Annotated in this window: 20 protein-coding genes and 1 other RNA gene; all 21 read right to left on the bottom strand. The window is 56.7% G+C overall.

The window, feature by feature from the left end; genetic code table 11:
* Positions 1–201: 201 nt before the first annotated feature.
* Entirely contained in the window at positions 202–1,002 is an 801-nt protein-coding gene (locus G7Y44_RS05965; RefSeq protein WP_165248315.1) for a transporter substrate-binding domain-containing protein, read from the bottom strand.
* Between the two features lie 390 nt (positions 1,003–1,392).
* Entirely contained in the window at positions 1,393–1,674 is a 282-nt protein-coding gene (locus G7Y44_RS05960) for a HigA family addiction module antitoxin (protein ID WP_165044757.1), read from the bottom strand.
* Entirely contained in the window at positions 1,661–1,738 is a 78-nt protein-coding gene (locus tag G7Y44_RS10500; RefSeq protein WP_305793582.1) for a hypothetical protein, read from the bottom strand. Before G7Y44_RS10500 ends, G7Y44_RS05960 begins: the two co-directional genes overlap by 14 nt.
* A gap of 270 nt (positions 1,739–2,008) precedes the next feature.
* Positions 2,009–2,605 (bottom strand): recombination mediator RecR, encoded by a 597-nt coding sequence (gene recR, locus G7Y44_RS05950; RefSeq protein WP_165248313.1) that lies wholly within the window; start codon positions 2,603–2,605, stop codon positions 2,009–2,011.
* A gap of 13 nt (positions 2,606–2,618) precedes the next feature.
* Positions 2,619–2,966 (bottom strand): YbaB/EbfC family nucleoid-associated protein, encoded by a 348-nt coding sequence (locus tag G7Y44_RS05945; RefSeq protein ID WP_165044751.1) that lies wholly within the window; start codon positions 2,964–2,966, stop codon positions 2,619–2,621.
* Positions 2,967–3,095: 129 nt separating this feature from the next.
* The gene (gene dnaX / locus G7Y44_RS05940) at positions 3,096–5,510 is read right to left on the bottom strand and encodes a DNA polymerase III subunit gamma/tau (protein ID WP_165248311.1); all 2,415 of its coding nucleotides are present in this window, start codon (positions 5,508–5,510) and stop codon (positions 3,096–3,098) included.
* A 161-nt stretch (positions 5,511–5,671) separates the two neighbouring features.
* The gene (locus G7Y44_RS05935) at positions 5,672–6,328 is read right to left on the bottom strand and encodes a TetR/AcrR family transcriptional regulator (protein WP_165248309.1); all 657 of its coding nucleotides are present in this window, start codon (positions 6,326–6,328) and stop codon (positions 5,672–5,674) included.
* A 250-nt stretch (positions 6,329–6,578) separates the two neighbouring features.
* Positions 6,579–7,247, bottom strand: a complete 669-nt coding sequence (locus tag G7Y44_RS05930; RefSeq protein ID WP_165044746.1) for a VTT domain-containing protein — start codon at positions 7,245–7,247, stop codon at positions 6,579–6,581.
* 131 nt (positions 7,248–7,378) lie between these two features.
* Positions 7,379–7,472: signal recognition particle sRNA small type (gene ffs, locus G7Y44_RS05925), an RNA gene on the bottom strand.
* Positions 7,473–7,582: 110 nt separating this feature from the next.
* Positions 7,583–9,361 (bottom strand): aspartate--tRNA ligase, encoded by a 1,779-nt coding sequence (gene aspS, locus G7Y44_RS05920; protein WP_165248307.1) that lies wholly within the window; start codon positions 9,359–9,361, stop codon positions 7,583–7,585.
* A gap of 224 nt (positions 9,362–9,585) precedes the next feature.
* Positions 9,586–10,374 carry a mechanosensitive ion channel family protein gene (locus G7Y44_RS05915; protein WP_241159204.1) on the bottom strand — a complete coding sequence of 263 codons (789 nt, stop codon included), beginning with the start codon at positions 10,372–10,374 and terminating at the stop codon, positions 9,586–9,588.
* Positions 10,375–10,412: 38 nt separating this feature from the next.
* Positions 10,413–10,949, bottom strand: a complete 537-nt coding sequence (nrdG, locus tag G7Y44_RS05910; protein ID WP_165248305.1) for an anaerobic ribonucleoside-triphosphate reductase activating protein — start codon at positions 10,947–10,949, stop codon at positions 10,413–10,415.
* A 22-nt stretch (positions 10,950–10,971) separates the two neighbouring features.
* Positions 10,972–13,317 carry an anaerobic ribonucleoside triphosphate reductase gene (locus G7Y44_RS05905; RefSeq protein ID WP_165248303.1) on the bottom strand — a complete coding sequence of 782 codons (2,346 nt, stop codon included), beginning with the start codon at positions 13,315–13,317 and terminating at the stop codon, positions 10,972–10,974.
* 333 nt (positions 13,318–13,650) lie between these two features.
* Positions 13,651–14,145, bottom strand: coding sequence for a hypothetical protein (locus G7Y44_RS10565; RefSeq protein ID WP_371807464.1), 495 nt, complete (start codon positions 14,143–14,145; stop codon positions 13,651–13,653).
* The gene (locus tag G7Y44_RS05895; protein ID WP_165248301.1) at positions 14,145–15,053 is read right to left on the bottom strand and encodes a homocysteine S-methyltransferase family protein; all 909 of its coding nucleotides are present in this window, start codon (positions 15,051–15,053) and stop codon (positions 14,145–14,147) included. The genes G7Y44_RS10565 and G7Y44_RS05895 overlap by 1 nt, the downstream gene beginning before the upstream one ends.
* Positions 15,054–15,366: 313 nt before the next feature.
* A complete protein-coding gene (locus G7Y44_RS05890) occupies positions 15,367–16,182 on the bottom strand; it encodes a UTP--glucose-1-phosphate uridylyltransferase (RefSeq protein WP_165044737.1) in 816 nt (271 codons plus the stop codon).
* Positions 16,183–16,333: 151 nt separating this feature from the next.
* Positions 16,334–16,531 carry a CcmD family protein gene (locus G7Y44_RS05885; RefSeq protein ID WP_165044735.1) on the bottom strand — a complete coding sequence of 66 codons (198 nt, stop codon included), beginning with the start codon at positions 16,529–16,531 and terminating at the stop codon, positions 16,334–16,336.
* Positions 16,532–16,635: 104 nt separating this feature from the next.
* Positions 16,636–17,400 (bottom strand): cytochrome c biogenesis protein CcsA, encoded by a 765-nt coding sequence (gene ccsA / locus G7Y44_RS05880; RefSeq protein ID WP_165248299.1) that lies wholly within the window; start codon positions 17,398–17,400, stop codon positions 16,636–16,638.
* Between the two features lie 209 nt (positions 17,401–17,609).
* Complete coding sequence (locus tag G7Y44_RS05875; RefSeq protein ID WP_206214415.1) at positions 17,610–18,359, bottom strand: heme exporter protein CcmB; 750 nt, start codon at positions 18,357–18,359, stop codon at positions 17,610–17,612.
* A complete protein-coding gene (locus tag G7Y44_RS05870) occupies positions 18,360–19,073 on the bottom strand; it encodes an ABC transporter ATP-binding protein (protein WP_165248297.1) in 714 nt (237 codons plus the stop codon).
* Positions 19,074–19,079: 6 nt separating this feature from the next.
* Positions 19,080–21,389, bottom strand: coding sequence for a heme lyase CcmF/NrfE family subunit (locus G7Y44_RS05865; protein WP_165248295.1), 2,310 nt, complete (start codon positions 21,387–21,389; stop codon positions 19,080–19,082).
* Positions 21,390–21,416: the final 27 nt, after the last annotated feature.

Raw genomic sequence — 21,416 nt, 5'->3', positions numbered from 1 at the left:
ACTAAAGAAACGGGCAAAAGTATAGCACAGCCCGGCGCATCAGCGGACATACACGCTCCCACGAACGCATCATCACACGAAAACGGCTGCCCACATGTCGCAGACAGCCGCCTTTTCACTCATGTATCTGCTCTGTTCGGCAAAGCGCGTCTGCCCCCTAACAGTAAGCTGGGCGCGCTTCTATTTGCCTACAGGTTTTCCCTACAGGCACCAGTTCTCGTACGAAATGCCCTGGTCGGCGTACTTATCGCACAGCTCTTTCACAAAGCCATCTTCGTCCATGGCCTTCAGCGTTTCGGTGACGGTGGCAGCCATGTCCTCATTGCCCTTCGCAAAGCCTACCGCGTAGTGCTCAGACGACAGCTCATCAAGGGTTACATACGCATCGGGCTTAGCAGACATCTGGAATGCGGCAATAGACAGGTCGCACACTACAGCGTCAACCTGGCCAGATTCAAGCTGCATGAACGCCGTGTTGAACGTGTCAACCGTTTGCACGGCACCGCCAGCAAACGATGCGTTCAGATCGGCGTAGTCGGACTCGAGGATTTCAAGACCAGCGGATTCAACCTGAGTCAAAACGGCTTTGTCAGCAAGGTCATCGAGTGTCTTGATGTCGGAATCAGACTTCACAACAACAACCTGGCCGTTCTTCATGTACTTGTCGGACCATGCGTAGCCATCTTCGCGACCTTCATAGGTAAAGCCGTTCCAGATGCAGGTGATGCTTCCCTGCTCGAGCATGGCGTCCTTCGCGTCCCAGTCGATCGGCTCGGCCTTGAACGTCCATCCGTTGCGGTTGCACACTTCCTGAGCAAGTTCCAGGTCAAAGCCCGTGTATTCGCCATCGTCGCCCACGTAGCCATACGGCGGATAACCAGAGTCGAAGCCGACTACGAACTCATCGCCTGTCGCATTGCTACCGCCGCAGCCAGTCAGCATGACGGCGGAAAGCGCGAGCGCGGCAACAGCCGCCGCACATGCCAGAATCTTCTTCTTCATGAAGTTGCCTTCCCTTTCTACGGTGCAGATGCCGCAATGAACTCTCCGTCCGCCATCTGCTCTCTTACACAATTACGCTACTGCTCTAAAGCACTAAAGCGATCGTAGTATAGCACAGCTTGCACGCGCTTACGAATCGAATTCGGTTGGCATAAGCAACAGCATAGGCGACAATCGACATCACTACCCCACGAGTCAACCAGCGACAGACAGCACACGACGTCTTTAGGATTTGACACCAGAACACGCATTTACCGACAACGGAGCAAGATTGACAAGACCCACCAATCATAGGATGCTGCAAGCGAGCAAGTTCGGTGTTAAGGGCGATAGGATTCGATGCTGTGTGCCCCTCTGTCACCATGAGCAACCAGCGTGCCCTTCGACACGCTATGCGAGCGCGACGACGTTTGGCAGCCTTGATGTGTCGAGCGTTTTCAATTGATACGTCGCCTCCAGGTTGAGCCAGAAATCAGGCGTTGTCCCAAGAGCGCGCGATAGCAGCCATGCCATTTCAACAGACACGGAACGTCGTCCATTGACGATTTCGGACACCGCAGAATCGGGCTTACCTATCGCCTTGGCAAGCCGATACTGGCTGATACCGAGCGGCTCCAGAAACTCTTCTTTCAGAATTTCGCCTGGTGTTGAGATATATTCAGTGGTAATCACAGAACTCGACCTCCCTTGCTTCTCGTCCCGACCAAACGAAGCAGAGTCGCCATTGTCGATTCACTCTGATGCTGTACTGCCCCGCTCTACTGCCGGAAAGCTTTTCTAATCCTAAATTCTCATACTCAGCGCAACATTAAACGCAGTCCCACAAGCGCGTTATCGCAGGTGGCGATACTTTTATCGCGCAAAATGTTGTGATTTTGTGAAGAGCGTGGTATAGTTTCGGCTTACGGAGGCGTTGAGCTTCGGTAAGAAAAGGGTTCCGTTTTTGGAGGGGGCGGAACCCTTCTTCTTTGCCCGTAAGTCCAATTTGGATGCTTGAATACACGCGCTATAAGGGGAGGCGGCTTTCGATTGCGCGGCCCAGCGTCACTTCATCGGCGAACTCCAAATCGCCACCAACGGGCAAGCCGCTTGCCAAACGCGTTACCGTAACGCCCAACGGCTTAATGATGCGGGCCAGATACGCCGCCGTGGTTTCGCCCTCGACGTTCGGGTTGGTGGCAAGCACCACTTCTTGTACGTCTTCAGTGACAAGCCGACGCAACAGCTCGGCGATGTGCAGATCGTCGGGACCGATGTTTTCCATAGGTGACAACGCTCCACCAAGCACGTGATACACACCCTTGAATACCATGGTGCGCTCAATAGGTGGGATGTCGCGCGGCTCACTAACCACGCAGATAATGCTTGCGTCGCGCCGATCCGATGCGCAGATTTCACACACATCGTCCTGCGCGTAGTTAAAGCACCGGCTGCAGAAATGTACGGTTTCCTTCACTTCGACAATAGCTTCCGCCAGTCGCAGCGCTGTTGCTGCATCGGTGTTAAGGATCCAATAAGCGATGCGCTGGGCCGACTTCGGGCCAATGCCCGGAAGACGTTCCAGCTCATCGAGCAGCTTCTGTATTGCCGGTGCCGCGTTCATTCGATGCGCAAACCTACATGAGGCCCGGAATGTTCATGCCACCCGTAGCGGCATTCATGCGCTGCGCGCCTAGCTCAGACACGCCACGAAGCGCCTCGTTCACCGCAGCGGTTACCATATCTTGCAGCATTTCGACGTCCTCGGGATCAACCGCATCGGGGTCAATAGTGATGCTTTCAATGGTGGCGTTACCCAGCGCAACCGCCTTCACCATGCCGCCGCCCGCTGTTGCCTCAAACGTCATGTCCTTGATTTCTTCTTGCGCCTTGGCCATTTCGGCCTGCATCTTCTGCGCTTGCTTCATGATGGCGTTCATGTTACCCATACCACCGCCACCTGGGAATCCTCCACGTCGTGCCATATGGTCCTCCTTGCGCTTGTGTTCGCTTATCGTGCGCTTCCCCGCTTAAACCGCAATACGAGGAAAGCAACGCCCACGCCTTATGCGGGCGGGTTTTGTCAGTCGTGCTATTTTACCGCCGATGCGCAGTTAATCCACCGTGTCGAAAACAACTCCATCACCAAACACGGACATAAGGGCATCTTTTTGCTCGAGGATGGTCGGGCCGCTCGCGTCAATGGACGCCGACGAGCGAGCATCAACCGGCGGCTCGGCGGGCAGGTCAACCTTGGCGGGCGACTGTAAGGCGGAAGGTGCCGGTGCTGGTGCAGGTACTGCGAGTGCGGGAGATGCCGGTGCGGAAGGTGCCGGTGCTGGTGCAGGTGCGGAAGGTGCCGGTGCTGGTGCAGGTGCGGAAGGCACAGGCGCTGGTGCAGGTATTGCCGATACGGAACGTGTCGGCGCAGATGCTGCTGGCGAGAGCGGCTCTTCGAGCTCTCGAGAACGCAGCGGATCAACACCTGCATCGCCAGTAGGAACAGGTTCTTCATACGGTGCCGAGTCGTACGCATCGAGCGGGACGACCTCAGGCTCGGGAGCTTCGATGCTGGTGTGCGATGTGAAAGCTGCAGGTGCTGTCGAACGAGAAGACGTTGTTGACGCCACGGGCGCTGCGGGTGCAAAGGTGTCTTTACCCAACCCTTGACCCGATCCGCGCTGCGTGTAGGAAAACGGCAGCGCGACACCTGTCGCCTGCTGCAGCGCGGCAGCAACGGCTGCTTGCACTTCGGGCTTTTGGGACGCTTTGAACGCGAAGGTGTTTTCGGCAGGAAACTCGATATTCAACGTTGCGTTTTCCTGATTGAATACGGCTTTCGTGTTGAGGAACAGCACGCCGTACGCTGCTTTGTTACGCTTGAGCGCCGTCAGCGCCGCCTGCCACATGCGCTGTAAGGCCGCAGGATTTCGATAGCTTTCCGCCAACTCAGACGGCACCGCCCGAGTTGCACCCACAGGTTGAGCAGCACCAGCAGGTTGAGCGACATATCCCTGGTCCACATCGGTCAGCGAGGGTGCGCAGGGTGCGCCAGATTGCGGTGAGAGCCCGAGGAAGCGGCCTTCGGGCCGCGACGAGGGCTCGCAGGCGCAAGATGGCGTGCGCTGGGCGGCCGCAGCGTCGACACGTTCCGGCCGTTCGTCAGAACGGACGGAACCAAAAGACGAGGGCTCGCAGGCGTAAGATGGCGTGCGTTGCGCGGCCGCAGCGTCGGCACGTTCCGGCCATTCGTCAGAACGGACGGAACCAAAAGAGCCGCAAGATGGCGTGCGTTGCGCGGCCGCAGCGTCGGCACGTTCCGGCCATTCGTCAGAACGGACGGAATCGGGAAGTTCCGGCCGCGCGAGCGAACGGACAGAACCAGAAAGCTCGAGTGCTTCGATTCGCTCGGCAAGCGAGGCGAGCGTGAGGTCGGAGTCAGGCCGAACCATGCGCGTGAGCGCGATCTCGAATGACAGCCGCGGATTCGTTGAGGTCTTCAACTCGGCGAGCACATCACCTAACACGCACAGCAAACGGGACAGACGATCGGAGCCAAATAACGGCAGCTCAGAAACAAGCTGTGCGCGCTCGGTTGCCCCCACTTCAAGGGCAACATCGGCGCCAGCGAGCGACATCACGTAGAGATCGCGCACGTGCGCTGCCATGTCGCGAGCAAACTGAGCCAAATCGGCCCCGGTTTCCACGTAAGCGGCAACCCAACGAAAGCATGCTGCCGCATCATGTTCGCCAATCGCGCGCATGATATTCGCCAAGTCACTCGAACTGATTCCCCCCAGCATGCGCTCGGCAACATCAAGCGTCACCTTTCCGCCGCCGTACGCGATCAGCTGCTCGAGTGCCGTCAGCGCGTTGCGCATACCACCTTCAGCGCGATGTGCAATTAGTTCGAGTGCTTCACCTTCGAATTCCACGCCCTCGGCCGTACACACTGCCCCCAAGCGTGCCACCATGCCATCGGTTCCGACGCGATGGAAGTCGAAGCGCTGGCAACGCGAATGAATGGTTTCCGGCACTTTCTGCGGATCGGTGGTAGCTAGAATAAACACCACGTGATCGGGCGGTTCCTCCAAGGTTTTCAGCAACGCATTAAACGCAGCCGACGACAGCATGTGAACCTCGTCGATGATGTATACCTTGCAGCGCCCGCGCGTTGGCGCAAATTGAACGCGCCCGATAATTTCCTCACGCACATTTTCTACACCCGTGCGGCTTGCGGCATCGAGCTCATACACGTCCGGATGCTCACCTGCGGCAATCATTTGGCAGTCATCACACGTGCCGTCGGGATCAGGCGTGGGGCCATCTTGCCCTTTCGAGCACAGAAGTGCCTTTGCCAGCAAGCGCGCCATAGTGGTTTTGCCCGTACCACGCGGCCCGCAGAAGAGGTAGGCATGGCTCACCTTGTTCTGCTCGATGGCGTTCTTGAGCGTGGTTTCGATATGCTCTTGACCTACCACGTCACCGAACACTTGCGGACGGTATTTTCTATACAGTGCTTCTGCCATAGATCGCGCTTGCCTCCGTTGCTCTTACGAATCACAACCGCACATCATTATAGCCGTCACCAACCGCGAAACGAACGGCCGGCGACCGAAAGCACGTTACCCCCGTCGCCTACCGTTGCTGTACACAGGTCAGCCAGTGGGCAGCAACCGCCTACCTGCTGTTATGCATCGCTGCCAGTTCCGCCGTCGCGTCCGTCGTACCGGTAACTGCCACCGCTGTGCACCAGCGAGCCGATTCCTCCCATCATCGCACGCGACGCCAATTCGGCGAGGTCTTCTATGGGAAGATCAGAATCATCCAATAACCATCGACGATACATCGCTGTCAAACCCGCTGCGAAAAATGTCGCACAGTAGTCACGATGCGTCTCATCAATACCCGTTAGACCAAGAAAATCCAGATCAACGAGCGCGTTGCGAAGCGGAGTTTCCAGATACGTCAAAAATCCATCGGGTGACACATTTGCCAAGACACGACGCTGCTGCTCAACATCGGGCACAAACGCGCGCTCCATGCGCATGAACAACCGTGCGACGTCTGATGGGCTTCCTCCTCGCTTCAGCTCTTCATGCAACTCCGCTACGATATGACTCGTCTCTTCCTCAAGTGCCTCACTGATTACATCGTCAATCGTACGGTAATGCAGATAGAACGTCTTGCGGTCAATACCGGCTTCGCGCGTCAGATCCGTGACTGTTATCTTTCGATAATCACGTTCGGCCAGCAGGCGCAGCAACGCCTCCCTGATAGCCCGTCTTGTGCGCAGTACCCGCCGATCAACACGCTCCATAGAACTCTTAGCACCTTTGTCGCCCATATATTCCACCATCTCTCGCTTCTCTACGGCCGTCCTCAATTTCATAATCATAAAAGAGGGGGGGGTGACATAATATGATATTGTGCCACATCGTCTATCAAAACGAGTAGCTTCCTAGCCGTGATTGCCTAAAGAGCGGATATTCTCCAAATGTACAAAACGAGAGCTGGCATGTTCGCGTACGCCGAGCCTCACGAAACTATGCAGCGCGACAAGTTACTTGGGAAATGCTGACAGCTTCCCGCGAACTCTATTCTTGGCGTGCCTTCTTCTTGCGCGCAGCAAGCGCACCTTTTACCGCCCCCACAAACGCCGGTGCCACCGACACAGCAACGATGCCCAACACGATGACTTCGAAGTGCTCCTGAACAAACGGTACACCCCCGAAGAAGTACCCTACCAGCACGAACAGGCTCACCCACGACACGCCGCCGATCACGTTGAAAAAGGTGAACTTACCAAAGTTCATATGCCCCGTACCTGCAATGAAAGGAGCAAACGTGCGGAAGAATGGCATAAAGCGCGTAATGATAATGGTTAGACCACCGTATTTCGCGAAGAAGTCGTCGAGTTTTGCCATACGCTCAGGCGTGAGCGCTTTCACCTTGCCAGAATCGATGATGCGGGAACCGAAGAAGCGAGCAATCCAGTAGTTCGACGTGTTGCCCAGAATAGCGGCAGCGTAGAACACGAGTAGCGTCGGCAACAGATGAAGTCCGCCACCTGGCGCCGAAAACACGCCTGCGGCAAACAGCAGCGAATCGCCAGGAAGGAAGGGAAAAAACACCAAACCTGTTTCAACGAACACAATCAAAAACAGCGGCGTATATACCCAGAGCGGCCCAAGCGCAATGATCCACCCCGCAATGGCAGCACGCGGATCTTTCAGTAAGTTGACGAAAAAGTCGACGATCCCCACAAAACCCCCTTATACGATAATGCCAACCTTTGAGGAAATACTGATCAATTCCACCAGCCCTGCATTTGCAAGACGGCTTTAATCTGTGCTTCCCTTAGGCTGGCATAGCGCGTTCACGAAATGTAGAGTGTGCCGAACAGGCATGGGCGCTCGTCAGCGGTCCCTTATGGCTGCTTCCTCCCGGACCTGACCAGGTTCGAAACATGGCGCCGCCCAAGCCCGTTCGACACACTCGCTCTCTACTTCAAATCAGTATAGGCGAACGTAAAGTGAACCTGCCGAAATCGGCAGGTTCTCCAAAACTCCATGCGCGCTGCCGCGTGCGCCAACAGCGCCTACAGCGTACGCAGTGACACTTCCTTCAGCTGACGTGCAGTCACCTGGTTGGGAGCGCCCGTCATGGGGTCGCTCGCGCTACTGGTCTTCGGGAAGGCTATAACGTCGCGGATGGACTGCTTACCCGCAAGCAGCATGACCAAACGGTCGAGCCCCAGCGCGATGCCGCCATGCGGCGGTGCACCCAGTTCAAGCGCGTGCAGCAGATGAGCAAACTTCACGTCGATTTCCTCATCGGACACACCACAGCGACGCAACACACGGCGCTGCTCGGCAGCATCATGGATACGGATCGAGCCGCCACCAACCTCAAACCCGTCCATAACCAGGTCGTAGGCATAGCTTAGGCACTCAAGCGGAGCATTTTCGATCTTGTCAAGGTCGCGTTCGTACATATGAGTGAACGGATGGTGCTCGGCGGCGTACTTCTTCTCTTCCTCGTCGTACTTGAACATAGGGAAGTCAACAACCCATAGTAACGCATGGCCCTCACGCGGAATATTCAGACGATCAGCCATGGTCAGGCGCAGCGCCGATAGAACAGCATTGGCCACAGCGGGCTTGTCAGCAGCGAACAGCAGCAAATCGCCCGGCTCAACAGCCATGGCAGCCTTGAGCGCCGCCCATTCCTCGTCGGTGAAGAACTTCTTGATGGGGCTCTTCTCCTGACCATCGGTAGTAAACGCGACCCACGCCATGCCCTTCGCGCCATTTTCCTCGGCAATGCTGGCCAGCTTCTCAACGTCACCGCGGCTCCAGTCGCCCGCACCCTTGGCATTGATCGCCTTCACCACGCCGCCGGACTGCGCCACACTCGCAAACACTTTAAAGCCGGTGTTCTTCACAATGTCGGTAATGTTTACCAGCTCCATGCCAAAGCGGATGTCGGGGCGATCGCACCCGAAGCGATCCATAGCCTCGGCATACGGCATGCGCAACAGCGGGAATTGCTGTTCAACACCAGCAGCCGTGAGCACCTCGGCCATCACTCCTTCCATCATGTCCACCACGTCGTAACCCTCGACGAACGACATCTCGATGTCCACCTGCGTGAACTCGGGCTGACGATCGGCGCGAAGGTCTTCGTCGCGGAAGCACCGGGCAATTTGGTAATAGCGCTCCACACCCGCACACATGAGCATCTGCTTGAATTGCTGGGGGCTTTGCGGCAGCGCGTAAAACTTGCCGGGATTCGGACGGCTGGGAACAATGTAGTCGCGCGCACCCTCAGGTGTGGAGTTCGCCAGAATAGGCGTTTCGATTTCCAAGAAGCCACGGGCATTCAGCGCCGCGCGCATAGCCTGGGCAACCGTGTGGCGCAGCTTTAACGCGGCGTACATTTCGGGACGACGGATGTCCATGTAACGCCATTTCATACGCATGGTTTCGTCAGTCTCGATGCCGTCTTCGATAGAAAACGGCGGCGTGACAGAAGTGTTCAGCACCTCGACTGCGGAAGCGAGCACTTCGATCTCACCGGTTGCCATGTTCGGATTCACGGCGTCGGCACCGCGTTCGCGCACCGTGCCGGCAACTTTCAGCACGTATTCGCGGCCTAAGTGTTCGGCTGTCTTGAAATCGGCGGCGCTCACACAATCGGGGTCGACAACCACCTGGGTATAGCCGTCGCGATCGCGAAGGTCACAGAAAATAAGTCCGCCATGGTCGCGATTGTGCCACGCCCAACCCGTGAGCACGACTTCGCGGCCCACGTCGCTTCTGCGCAGCTCGCCGCAGGTGGCGGTATGCATGCAGTATTCATTCTTGAAGTCTGTCATGACGATCCGATTCTCCTTGCGTTTTTTCCTGTTCACCCCGTCAACGATAAACGTTGGCGGAAACGTATCTCAAACCTGATCATTTTACGACAGCCGTACGCCCATGCGGCCGCAAACACCAAACTCCCATGGGGAGAATCGCCTGAGCATTAGTCCGAGAACCGCGAGAACCGCAAATCCCGCATGAAGCGGTCGCAAAAGCTGCCGAAAAGCTGTTCTGGCACTTACTCCGCGTGAACAAACGGCGCGATGGAGCGCAGGGCAGCATCGCGCGCAGCCGCAACTTTTGACCCATCAGTTATCGTAAGTGTTAGTGAACCTCGGTAGCCATAGTCGGTTACCTCTGAGAACAACGCCACGGCGGGAACCTCGACTCCGCACACCGCACCAACCGCCTCATTTGCAGCCTGCTCCATGGCGCAGGCTGTGCTCGACAGCGCATCGCCTGCCGCCGTAACCACCACCGGAATGGACACCACCTTTAGCGGGCGCAGCTTCGTAAGCGACGAGGTGTTGATAACGGAGTTCGGCACCACCACCTGCTCGCCCACGGCATTCACGATGGTCGTATGGCGCCAGGTGACGTCGCGCACCACACCACGTTGTCCGCCCACTTCGATGTTATCACCCGGCTCAACCAATCCGGTAATGCTCACTTGTAGCCCACCGATCAGGTTGGCAAGTGTGTCCTGAAAACCCAGCGAGATGGCAATACCACCAATACCGAGCGCCGCCACCGCAGCACTCACGTCAACATTAAAGCAACTTGACAGCACTATACTTATACCAATGGCCCACACCGCCACGCGCCCGATATTGACGAAAATACTTGACGAAGGCAAAGGCGAGCTGTCGTGGCTGAGTACGCGCCGTAACAATTTCGTAAACACACGCACCAGCAGCGCCGTAAGCGCAAGTACAACAATAACCGTAAGTGCTGTGCTCAACCATTCCACATGAAGGATGTTCTGGAAGAAAGATTGTAAGCCATCTGTTTGTTCTTCAGGATTCACGAAACACCTACCTCGATTTCAATCACCCGCACCGAGCACTACCACGATGCCGGCTTGTGCAAAACGAAGCTGGGTGCACGCCATTCAACAATGCACCCCGCTGCGCGCGTGGCGGGAAGGTCGATAAGCCGCTGGTTCGATGAGCCGCGCCAGCTGAGTCCGAGCGACTTGAGCGACTCAATGAACGGCCCATCTACCAGCACGTCAGTGTTGTTAAGTAGCTCGCGCGTGGGTTCGTCTTCTTCGGCACGACGCAACAAGTCTTCATACAGATAGCCCGTGTAAGTCCACACGCCGTAGCCGTACTCCTTCAGCTGGCGCGCCATGTGCGCGCACGCTGCCGCCTGCTCAAACGGCTCGCCGCCCGAAAACGTGACGTCGTGTACGAGCCCATTCGCGCGGATGTCGGCAAGCACCGCATCGGTGGTGGTAAGCATACCGGCATGGGCGGGCTGGCTTTCGGGATTGTGACACCCGGGGCACCCATGGCTACAACCCTGCACAAACACGGCATAGCGCAGCCCCGGCCCATCAACAATGGAGTCGGGAACTGCGCCATACAGGTTGACATTCATGCCCTTATTCCGCCTGTTCCTCTTACGCCTGTTCTGCGTGCTCCACCGGAACAACGTGCTTCACACGGTCATGCTCTTCGGCACGCTTTGCGTCATTGAAGCGATCGAGCGTACCCACCAGATACCCCGTGATACGACGAATGCGCTCGAACTGCACGCCGTGCTCTTCCTCGCGCCTGCCGCACTTAGGACACACGTCTTCAATGATGCCGTTGTAGCCGCACACTGGGTCGCGATCGACCGGATGGTTCACACTGCCATACCCCATACCGCATTCCTTCATGTAGCGGATAACACTCTCAAAGGCCTCCAAGTTTTCGGTGGGGTCACCGTCGAGCTCGATGTAGCTGATATGCCCGCCGTTGGTAAGCGCGTGATAGGGTGCCTCGATGGCGATCTTATCGAACGCGCTGATGTCGTAGTACACCGGCACATGGAAGCCATTGGTGTAGTAGTCGCGGTCGGTGACGCCGGGAATGCTGCCGTAGCGGGCGCGGTCCATGCGCACAAAACGGCCCGACAGCCCCTCGGCAGGCGTAGCGATGAGCGTGTAATTCATGTTCCGCTCGCGGGAGATACGATCGACGTAGCTGCGCATATGGCCTACGATCTCCAAGCCCAGACGCTGTGCCTCGGGGCTCTCGCCGTGATGGTGGCCCGTAAGCGCCACCAGGCATTCAGCCAAGCCGATAAAGCCTGTGGTCAGCGTGCCATGCTTGAGCACTTCGCGCTGTGTGTCAGTGGCTTTCAGATTCTCGGAATCGATCCACACGCCCTGCCCCATAAGGAATGGCGCATTGTACACGTGCTTGCGCGCCTGAATCTCGAAGCGCTCATCGAGCTGTCCGATGACCAGCGCCAGTTTCGCATCCAACAAATCGAAGAACAAATCGATATCGCCACGAGCGCGAATAGCCAGACGCGGCAGATTGATGGACGTAAACGACAGGTTGCCACGGCCAGGCGTGACCTCGCGGTTGGGGTCATACCTATTGCCTATGACTCGCGTGCGGCAGCCCATGTAGGCAATCTCGGTTTCTGGCGTGCCCTTGTAGTACTGCGCATTAAACGGCGCATCAAGGAAGCTAAAGTTCGGAAACAGCCGCTTGGCCGAGCAATGCATGGCCAGCTTGAACAGATCGTAGTTCGGATCTTCGGGGTTGTAGTTCACACCTTCCTTCACGCGGAAAATCTGCACGGGGAAGATAGGTGTCTCGCCAGACCCTAAGCCCTCTTCGGTGGCCAGCAACATGTTCTTAATAACCATGCGCCCTTCGGGGCTGGTGTCCATGCCGTAGTTCACTGAAGAGAACGGCGTCTGCGCACCCGCGCGAGAATGCATAGTGTTCAGGTTGTGCACAAGTGCTTCCATAGCCTGGAACGTTGAGCGGTCGGTATCGCGCTCAGCATTCTTTTCGGCGTAGGCAACTACGCGCCCAGCGGTACGAGCATCAACGCCTGCAGCATCAAGCTCGGCGAGCACGGCGGCGCGGAACCCTTCGTCGATATCAATGCTCGCCACAACGCCGGTCACTTCTTCAACGCGCGCCAGCGCGCCTTCGGCGAAGGCACGGTCATCCTCGATGTCGGTAAGCAGGTCGACCGCTTCAGCCAAGTGCTTCTTGAATAGGCGACGGTAGGTTTTACGCACGCCTTCAGCCAAGCCGTAATCGAAGTCACATACACTCTGACCACCATGCTGGTCATTTTGGTTCGACTGAATGGCAATGCAGGCCAGCGCTGCGTAGCTGGAAATGTCGTTGGGCTCACGCAGCACACCGTGACCAGTGGAGAAGCCGCCCTTGAAGAGCTTTTTCAACTCAATCTGGCAGCACGTGGTGGTGAGCGTGTAGAAGTCCATGTCGTGAATATGAATGTCGCCTTCGCGATGAGCGCGCGCGAATTTCGGGTCGATGACGCACATCTCGTAGAACTGCTTGGCCGACTCCGACCCATACTTCAGCATAGTGCCCATGGCGGTGTCGGCGTCGATATTGGCGTTCTCGCGCTTCATATCGGACTCAGACGCCTTGGAGAACGTGATGTCCTTCAGTGTTTGAATGAGACGGCTGTTCACATCGCGTGCGCGGCTACGTTCGGCGCGGTACAGAATGTAGGACTTCGACGTTTGAACAAAACCCGACTCAATAAGGGTTTCCTCCACCAAGTCCTGCACGCCCTCAACCGTAGGAGTGCCCTCGATGGCGCCGTTTTCCAGCTTCTCAACAACCTTGTCCGCTATTTCCTCGGCGACGGAGCGATCTTGCATGGCAGCGCATGCCTGGAAGGCTTTTTCGACCGCGTCGGTGATTTTGTCTTTATTGAATTCAGCTGTGCGCCCGTCTCGTTTAATGATGGTTCCGACCATGCCAGAAGCCCTTTCTCTTTCGCTTGCATCGCTCGCTCATCTGCTCACTCGCGCTGCTATGCACAAGTTTTCCACTGAAAATTCGCATAGTTTTCCACAACATATTGTGGTATTGGCTGGATTTAAAGCAAACATATAGTACTTTGAGGAATGCAGGCACGCAAGGCTTGACATTGAACCGTTATTCGAAAATGCAGGCTCCACACAGAAAAGGAGCGCTTCGCGAGCGCTCCCGTTCATAGTATATTCACAAGCCCGGCACACACCTACCGATCGCCGGCCCTGCTTCCCAGCAAGCGCAGCACAGCGCCTTTCGGGCACACAAACACTCCGTCAACTGACCGTCCCATACGTTCTCGACCACGCGTGAGCACCGATGGCGGAGTTCAGCTGACCGCACAACCGCTGCCGTGTGTAGCTTCCCGGCGGAAGCAGCTCGACCACTTCCAGCAAGTCGGCAGGCAACTCGGCTGACTCGGCCGCCACTACCACATCGAGCCGACGGAGCACCGCGTCACAATCGCCTTCAAAGAGCGAGTCGACGAAATCCTGCAACACGCCGTAAAACGGGCTTCGTTCCTGCGCCCGGCGTGGGAACGGACGTGCGGCGCGCTCCTGCAGCAAAACCCGCTGCACGTACGCGAGCTGCTCGTCGAACGTCGCATCATTAAAGGCATCACACATATCATCCGCACGCTTTTCGCACACGTCGCCCAAGGCACGCTCAGTGACGTCATCCGCTGGCATACGACGAGCCGCTTGTTCGTATACGCACGGGGGAATAACAGCAAACGGGCGACGATCAGATCCAGAATTGTGGTTGGTCATCACTCGTTCTCCTGCACGTCGGGGCGCATAACGTCAAACCCTTCAGATGCGGCGACTAAAGCGCCCGTGTATGCCGGCGTTGCTGCGCCGTCGGCGCGCAAAAATTGCACCCCACCGCCGCGTAGGCGTGTGGCAACCTCGATCATAGTGTCCGGACAGAAGTACGGGTTCTCAGCAGTTGCCTGGCCCTGTTTGGGATCATTGCGTGCTACCGTAAGCGACACCATTGCCGGAAGCGACGTTGCAGCACGAAGACGCCCAACCAGTGCAAGTACCCCTTCGATACTCAGCTCCGAACGAATGCCGGCAACTGACGCCCCAAACTCGTCCATAACGGCGCATGCGTCTTCCAACGTGTGACGGCCGTTTGCAAGCATTCCATCGGCACGAACATCAACGCTTGCGAACACCGGGCAGTCGAGCACTTGCCGCATGCCCATGAGCGCGCATTTCAGATCGACCGCATCGGCAAATCCTCCGAGTAGTACCGCATCGAACGCCTTGGCGCTCATCATGCGGGCAACGCGAGCATATTGGCTGCGGCTCTCGTTCAATGACGCTTTACTGGACGGATCGAGCGGCAACCCACTCGGGCCCACATGAACCAGCAGATGCTGCGGAGTAAGCGATACCGCGGTGGCAATACCCTGGTCGATGACGTCCTGCACACGGTCTTCCAGCCCCACATGAGCCAACCTCGCCGGCAGCGCCGATTCGGTGTTGGTAACCAAACACTGAGCACCGGCAACCTTATTGAGCCGCAGTGCATCACGAACAGCCTCCGGTTCAACCAATCCAGCAAATTCTAGGCTCTGATCAGGGTCGAACCCTTGACGCTCCAACACGGGTGCAATCGGAGCCGACAAGACGAGCATGTCCTTATGGAAGCGAAGTTGAATGTCAGGCATATGAAACCTCCCCTTCACAAAACGCGCACTGGCCGTGCAAACGTTCTTCAATTCTGCTTTCTATAATAGCATCAGCAAGCGAGAGGCTCCCCTCCTTTCCTTGTCTCTGCTTCATAAGAAAGCAGAACGGCGCATAAAGCGCCGATCATCCCCTCCTTGTGGCCCGGCGGTTCCCCTCCGCCGGGCCGATCATTTTCCCCAAGGAAACGCTGACTAAGGTCGTCTTGGCATGCGTTTCCCTGATACACGCTTTTCGTGCCGCCGCCTCGCAGCGCTTTTGCCGGCAAGCGGCACGACACAAGCGTTCCTATCCTTACTGCTGCGCCGCTCGCTGGAACAGTACGTTGTTCGTTTCAAGCCAACTTTCCACGGTGCCCGTATCAAAGCCATCCGCAGGATCAATCACCAACGCATACATCTCTTCCTCGCGCAGCACAGCATCGAGTGCGTCAGTCAGCTGAATCTCGCCACCAACCGTGGGCTTCCCCTCGGCAAGCAGCTCCATCACGCGCGCAGACAGCAGGTAGCGGCCAAACACAGCCAGGTTCGACGGAGCCTCATCAACCGCTGGCTTCTCAACGAGCGATGACACCTTCCACACGTCGTCAGCTACCGCTTCCCCAGCAATGACACCAAAACGGCTCACCTGATCGGCAGGCACCGGCATAACAGCGATGACGCTCGCACCTCCATGAGCATCCGACACATCCTGCATGCGCGGCAGCATCTTGTTATCGGGAACAAGTACGTCTCCCAACAGCACATAGAACGGCTCGTCCGCCGTTTTCTCATGCGCGCAGTAGATGGCATGCCCCAACCCCAGAGGCTCATCTTGGTACACGTAGCTTACGTTCAAGCTTCCGGCATGTTCCACCGCGTCGGCGTATTTGTCCTTACCGCGCTCGCGCAACATGGCGACCAGCTCGGGTGCTGGCGAGAAATGTTCCTCAATAGATTTCTTCTCGCGACTGTTGATGATAACCACCTCGTCGGCCGCCGAGGCCAAGCCTTCCTCCACAACGTACTGAATGGCAGGCCGATCGACAACGAGTAACATCTCCTTCGGCTGTGCCTTCGTGGCGGGCAAAAAACGGGAGCCTAAGCCAGCAGCGGGAATCAAAGCCTTCATTCGTCTTTCCTTTCGCAAACGGACATCAACAGCGAGCACGGCCCTTCGCAAAGTGCCTTACTCGGCAACGCACCAAGCTCATTTCAGGCAGCGATACGTTTCGCACCTACGAAAGCCGCAGTACCTGTGGCGTTCGCAATACGCGACGACCTCACTCCCCCTTCGACGACACAGCAGCATCACGCAACGCCTCTTCCAGCACGGCGATCTGCTTCTCGGTCTTCTTCATGCCGGATACCACAATAGCCACATACACCAGCAGTATGAGCCAAATCAACGCGTACGCCGCAATCACATACGGAGCGGACGGCAGAATGGTGCTGTATATCTCTATGAGAACAGGGTTCATGATACAACCTTTCCTTTCTTTGCGCAGATGCTCAATGCGAATGCGCCGCAGCCCCTTCAGTGAGCGGAAGCTGAAACCTCAACCACAAACGCAGCAGCCGAGGACTATTCGTCTAGTAGCTCTTTTAATGCTTCAACGCGCTCAGCCATACGAACTTGACGGAAGCGCGCACGGTACAAGCCAAACGCCACCATGAGCAGCCCCACCATGCACACAGCAACGGTCATGCCCATGTCGCCCGACATACCCCCTGCACGCAATACCACCGGATGCACACTCGACGGAATCATGCGCGTAACCATAAAGCAGATGGGCACATCGACAAGCGAGACAATGGAGATAACGGCCGCATATACGCCGCGCCGCTCGAAGTCGTCAATCGCGTTGCGCAAGATAAAATACGCGATGACAATCAACATAAGCACCAAGTACGTAGTCAACCGAGGTTCCCAATACCACCACACGCCCCACTCAAAGCGCGTCCACATTTCGCCGGTTGCCATCGTAGCCACCACGAACACAAGTGCAATTTCCATCGCTATCTTGGAACACGTGTCGAAACGCTGCTGCTTCGTTGCCAGAAAGCGTGCGCCATAGTACGCACCGAACGCCAAAGCAATAAACGACACCAGCGCAACCGGCATATGGAAGTAGAAGATTTTCTGAGAAATGAGCAGCTTCGTGTTGATCATCTGCCCACCAATGAGCTCAACGCCTTCGACGCTTGCGCCATTCACCGGCGCGGCGTACAGAAACGCCATGAGAAACCCGATGACAGACACCACAGCACCTAACGGCAGCAGCACCGCCGCCAGACGGTCGGGCCATTGTCCCGCCTCGGGAAGTTTACTGGTTTTTTCCCCAGCCATAACGACCTTTCTCTCAAATGCGGTCTTACTGCATTATAGCCGAACCGCTGCCACCCGCACCGCGCCGCCACCCAGCGGCTCGCGCGACCTGCTTTCATGGTGGCACAAAACGCATGTGCACAGGCGGCTCACTCACGCAGGCAACTACCGTACAAGCGGCACCGCGGCGCTGCAACGTCGTAACACTTCAGCAGTACCACCTGCGCGCACTACGCGGACACGACGTAATCGTACAGAACCCAGCTGACCAGCACCATAACTACGTCGTAGCCAGCAGCCAGCGCAATGGCAGGAACAAACACATCCATGAACCCTTCAGCACCAACGATCACCGCCGTAGTCGACGACACACATGCGTACAGCAACGGGAACACCAGCGGAATAAACAGCACCGCTAGCATCACATCTTTGCCGCGCGTGTTAATGGTGATAGTCGAAAGCAACGTACCAATGCCAGCAACGCCCACCGTTCCCACAAGCAACGGCACAACCATCAGCCAAAATGACGAAGCCACGCTTGTCCCCTGCAAAAAGAAAAAGAAGAACAAGGGCACAGCCACAACCTCAACCGCCAACAGAAACAACAAGTTTGACGTTGCCTTCGCCAGAAAAACCACAGAACGGTCGAGTGGGACAAGCAGAATACCCTCGAGACAACCTTGTTCCTTTTCGTGCGAGAAGGAACGGTTCAAGCCCAGCAGCGACGTAAACACGATGAGCGCCCACAACAAGCCGCCGCACATTTGAAGGATGTCGAGGTCCTTCGACGTTTGACCAAGTGCCGCTCCGTACACAACGAGCACCAACAGCGCATAGATGCCCATAGATGTGAGCATTTCCTTTGTACGAAATTCCTGCTCGAGGTCTTTTCGGAGCAATGCCTTGTACTGGGAAAACGTCGACGGTCGGCTCACTTCGACCGTACGCTGCGCCCGCGCGGTCTGCATGCGTTCTGCCATTTACGACACCCCCATGCCAACCGTTGCGCGGTATAAGTCCGCAAACTCCCCGAAATCGAGGTTTCCCTTCTCATCAAACGTCACAATGTGACCTTTCGCCATCACGAGCGCATGCGTGCACATGTCGAAACCTTTTCGCAGATCATGGCTGACCATGACAAACGTTCGCCCGGCACGCTGCGCGTCAATGAGCTCGTCGAATATCTCAACCGCATGCGGGTCGAGACCAGAATACGGCTCATCAAGAAATACTACGTCGGGATTGTGGATGAGCGCACGAGCAATAGAGAGCCGCTGTGTCATGCCACGGGAGAACGTGCGCACCACATCGTGACGACGGTGCTTAAGCTCGACCGCCTCAAGCATGTCGAGCACACGTTGTTCGGGGTTATGCACGCCATACAAACGCGCGTACACCATTAGGTTCTCTTCGGCAGTCAAATCGGGATACAACATGGAGTTGTGCGAGATAAGCCCAATGTGCTCGCGCGCGCAGTCGGGCTCTTCTCTCATGTCGATTCCCATAAGCCACGCCTCACCCTTGGTTGGACGAACAAGTGTGGAAAGCATCCTGAGCAACGTGGTCTTACCCGCACCGTTCGGGCCGAATATCGACAGAAACGCGCCGCAGGGCACTTCAAAGGTTACCCTATCAACCGCTTTGCGCGTGCCAAACGCCTTCGTCAGCTTCTGTGCCCTTATCGCAGCTTCCATGACCGGCTAGTCCTTGTCTGTATCGGCGTCTACCGCCACCTTGGCAACACTGGCAGTATCGCTGTTGGTGGCCTTGGCGGAGTCATGGTCGTCGTTTGCAGCTTCAGGAGCCACATCGGCCAAGCCAGTGCCTTCCGTCTCAGCAGCGAGCAGCACATCTTCCCCTTCGGCGCGCGATCCCCGTTTCGCGCCGCGCCCGCCGCACGTGGCTATTACCACGCCTACCATCAGCAACACAAACCCTACCCACACCACAGAGATCAACGGGTTTACGCGCACATCCATAGCAAAGTCGCCGTCTTCGTTCACACCGCGGTACACCACGAACAAGTCTTCGGTCGGAAACGATATAACGCTTGCGATGAGTTTTTGCTGCTGAGTGGATTGAACCAGCTGCACCGTCGGATCAACCGAACCAACAAACTCGCCGTTTTTGTACACGTCGTAATATAGCGTGTACAGGATGTCATCACCGTTTTTCTGCTGTTCGATACTATTGCCCGTGTACGTGAGCGTGTAATCCTTGATAGTGAAATCCTCGGCCACGGTGTCAGTTTCAGAATCGTAGGGCACGTATCCTACCACGTTCGTTACGTACATCGATGAGCCGATAAGCCCCACTAGAATAACTGCCATGCCAAAGTGGGCAACAAAACCGCCAAACGAGGAGGCACGATGCGTGAGCATGCCGCCAAGTGCCACAAGCGTGCCGCAGCCGTGACCCTTCGCATAACCGCGCACCGCGCGCCCCAGCATGAACAGCGAGTTGAAGAACAATACGCTCGCAACCGCAAAACCAACCACGGCAAGCCCGTTGTAGTACCACCAGGGGCCTTCCTCCTGCAATCCCGCCGCCTCGGCGCCCCCAGCGGCAATCACGTCGTTGTAGCCAGGGAACAGGTACGTGGCGAAATACACCATGAGCACGACAAACAACGCCAATGCGCACAATCCCGGCACCTTCGCACGCTTCCAAAAACGTGCGCCATCGGTCTTACCCCACGACAACAGCGGACACACCGCAAGAATGGCCAAATACACCACACCGAGCGGACGAGCGATGGCGTTGTAGGTTCCCGCAGAAACGCTCTGGCCACCGAATGGCAGAAACGACGGTAGCGCTGACGAAATGGTCAGATACGCGAGCAAGAACGCGAACACCACCATGATCACGTTGTTGAAATAGTAGGCGGCATCCTTGGACAACATGTTTTCCACATCGTCAGTGCCATCAGACGACGGCCCAAAACTCTTCCAGCGAACAACAAGACCCACAACACCAGCGAGCACCGACACCACAATCAGCGCACCGAACAGCGCCAACGACACCGGATCACCCTCGAATGCGTGTACTGATTGCACCAGTCCGGAGCGAGAAATGAACGTACCCACGATCACAAACGCAAACGTCAGACATGCACACATGACACTCCAACGTTTGAATGCGCCACGCTGGTGGTACACCGTGAAGCTATGGATGAGCGCCACACCCACTAACCACGACAACAAGCTGGCGTTCTCGACCGGATCCCAGCCCCAGTAACCGCCCCAACCGAGCACCACGTACGCCCACACAGCACCTAAACCAATGCCTATTCCTAAAAACAGCCACGAGAACAGGGTGTAACGCTGCGAACGGATCACCCATTCGCGCGACGGGTCGTTCACAATCAACGCCGCAATGGCGTATGCAAACGGCACCGTCAGGCCAGCGTAACCCACAAACAGCGTGGGCGGATGAATCGCCATGGCCCAGTGCTCGAGCAGCGCATTCATACCGTACATTGACGCTGCAGCGGTCAGCGTACCGTCCGCACCGTACAGATTCTCAGGCGTCACTGTGAATGGCATATTGCTTTCCGAGAACAACAACACACCCACAAACGCCGCAAGCACGATGGTCAGCACGAGCAGAGCCATACTGTCGAGCTTCGCCAAACCTTTCATATTTCGGACAGCCATAAGCGAAGCAAATGCTGCAATAAGCCACGCCCAGAACAAGAGCGACCCTTCGCGGCCTGCCCAAAGCCCCGAGAGCTTGTAGAACCAAGCAATGCTGCTCGAAGAGTCGCTGTGCTGCATGAGTACGTACTCAATCGAGTAATCGCCCACCATAAAGCAGTACACCAACACACCACAACACACCGTGAGCGCGATGAACGTGATAAGCACGCCCAGATGCCCCGCCCAGGTGAGCGTTTCGCCGGTGCCGCCCGTTCGCTTTTTCTGCAGAAGAGAACCGGTGATCAGGCATACCACCGTCACGCCAATGCCCGCGAATGCAACAAGCAAACCGAGCAAACCAACTATTGACATACCTTCATCATCCCTTTCAGTGGCAAC

The organism is Adlercreutzia sp. ZJ141 (genome assembly GCF_011038965.1).
In the GTDB taxonomy this organism is placed as follows: Bacteria; Actinomycetota; Coriobacteriia; order Coriobacteriales; family Eggerthellaceae; genus ZJ141.
This window is presented reverse-complemented; position numbering and strand designations above follow the sequence as displayed.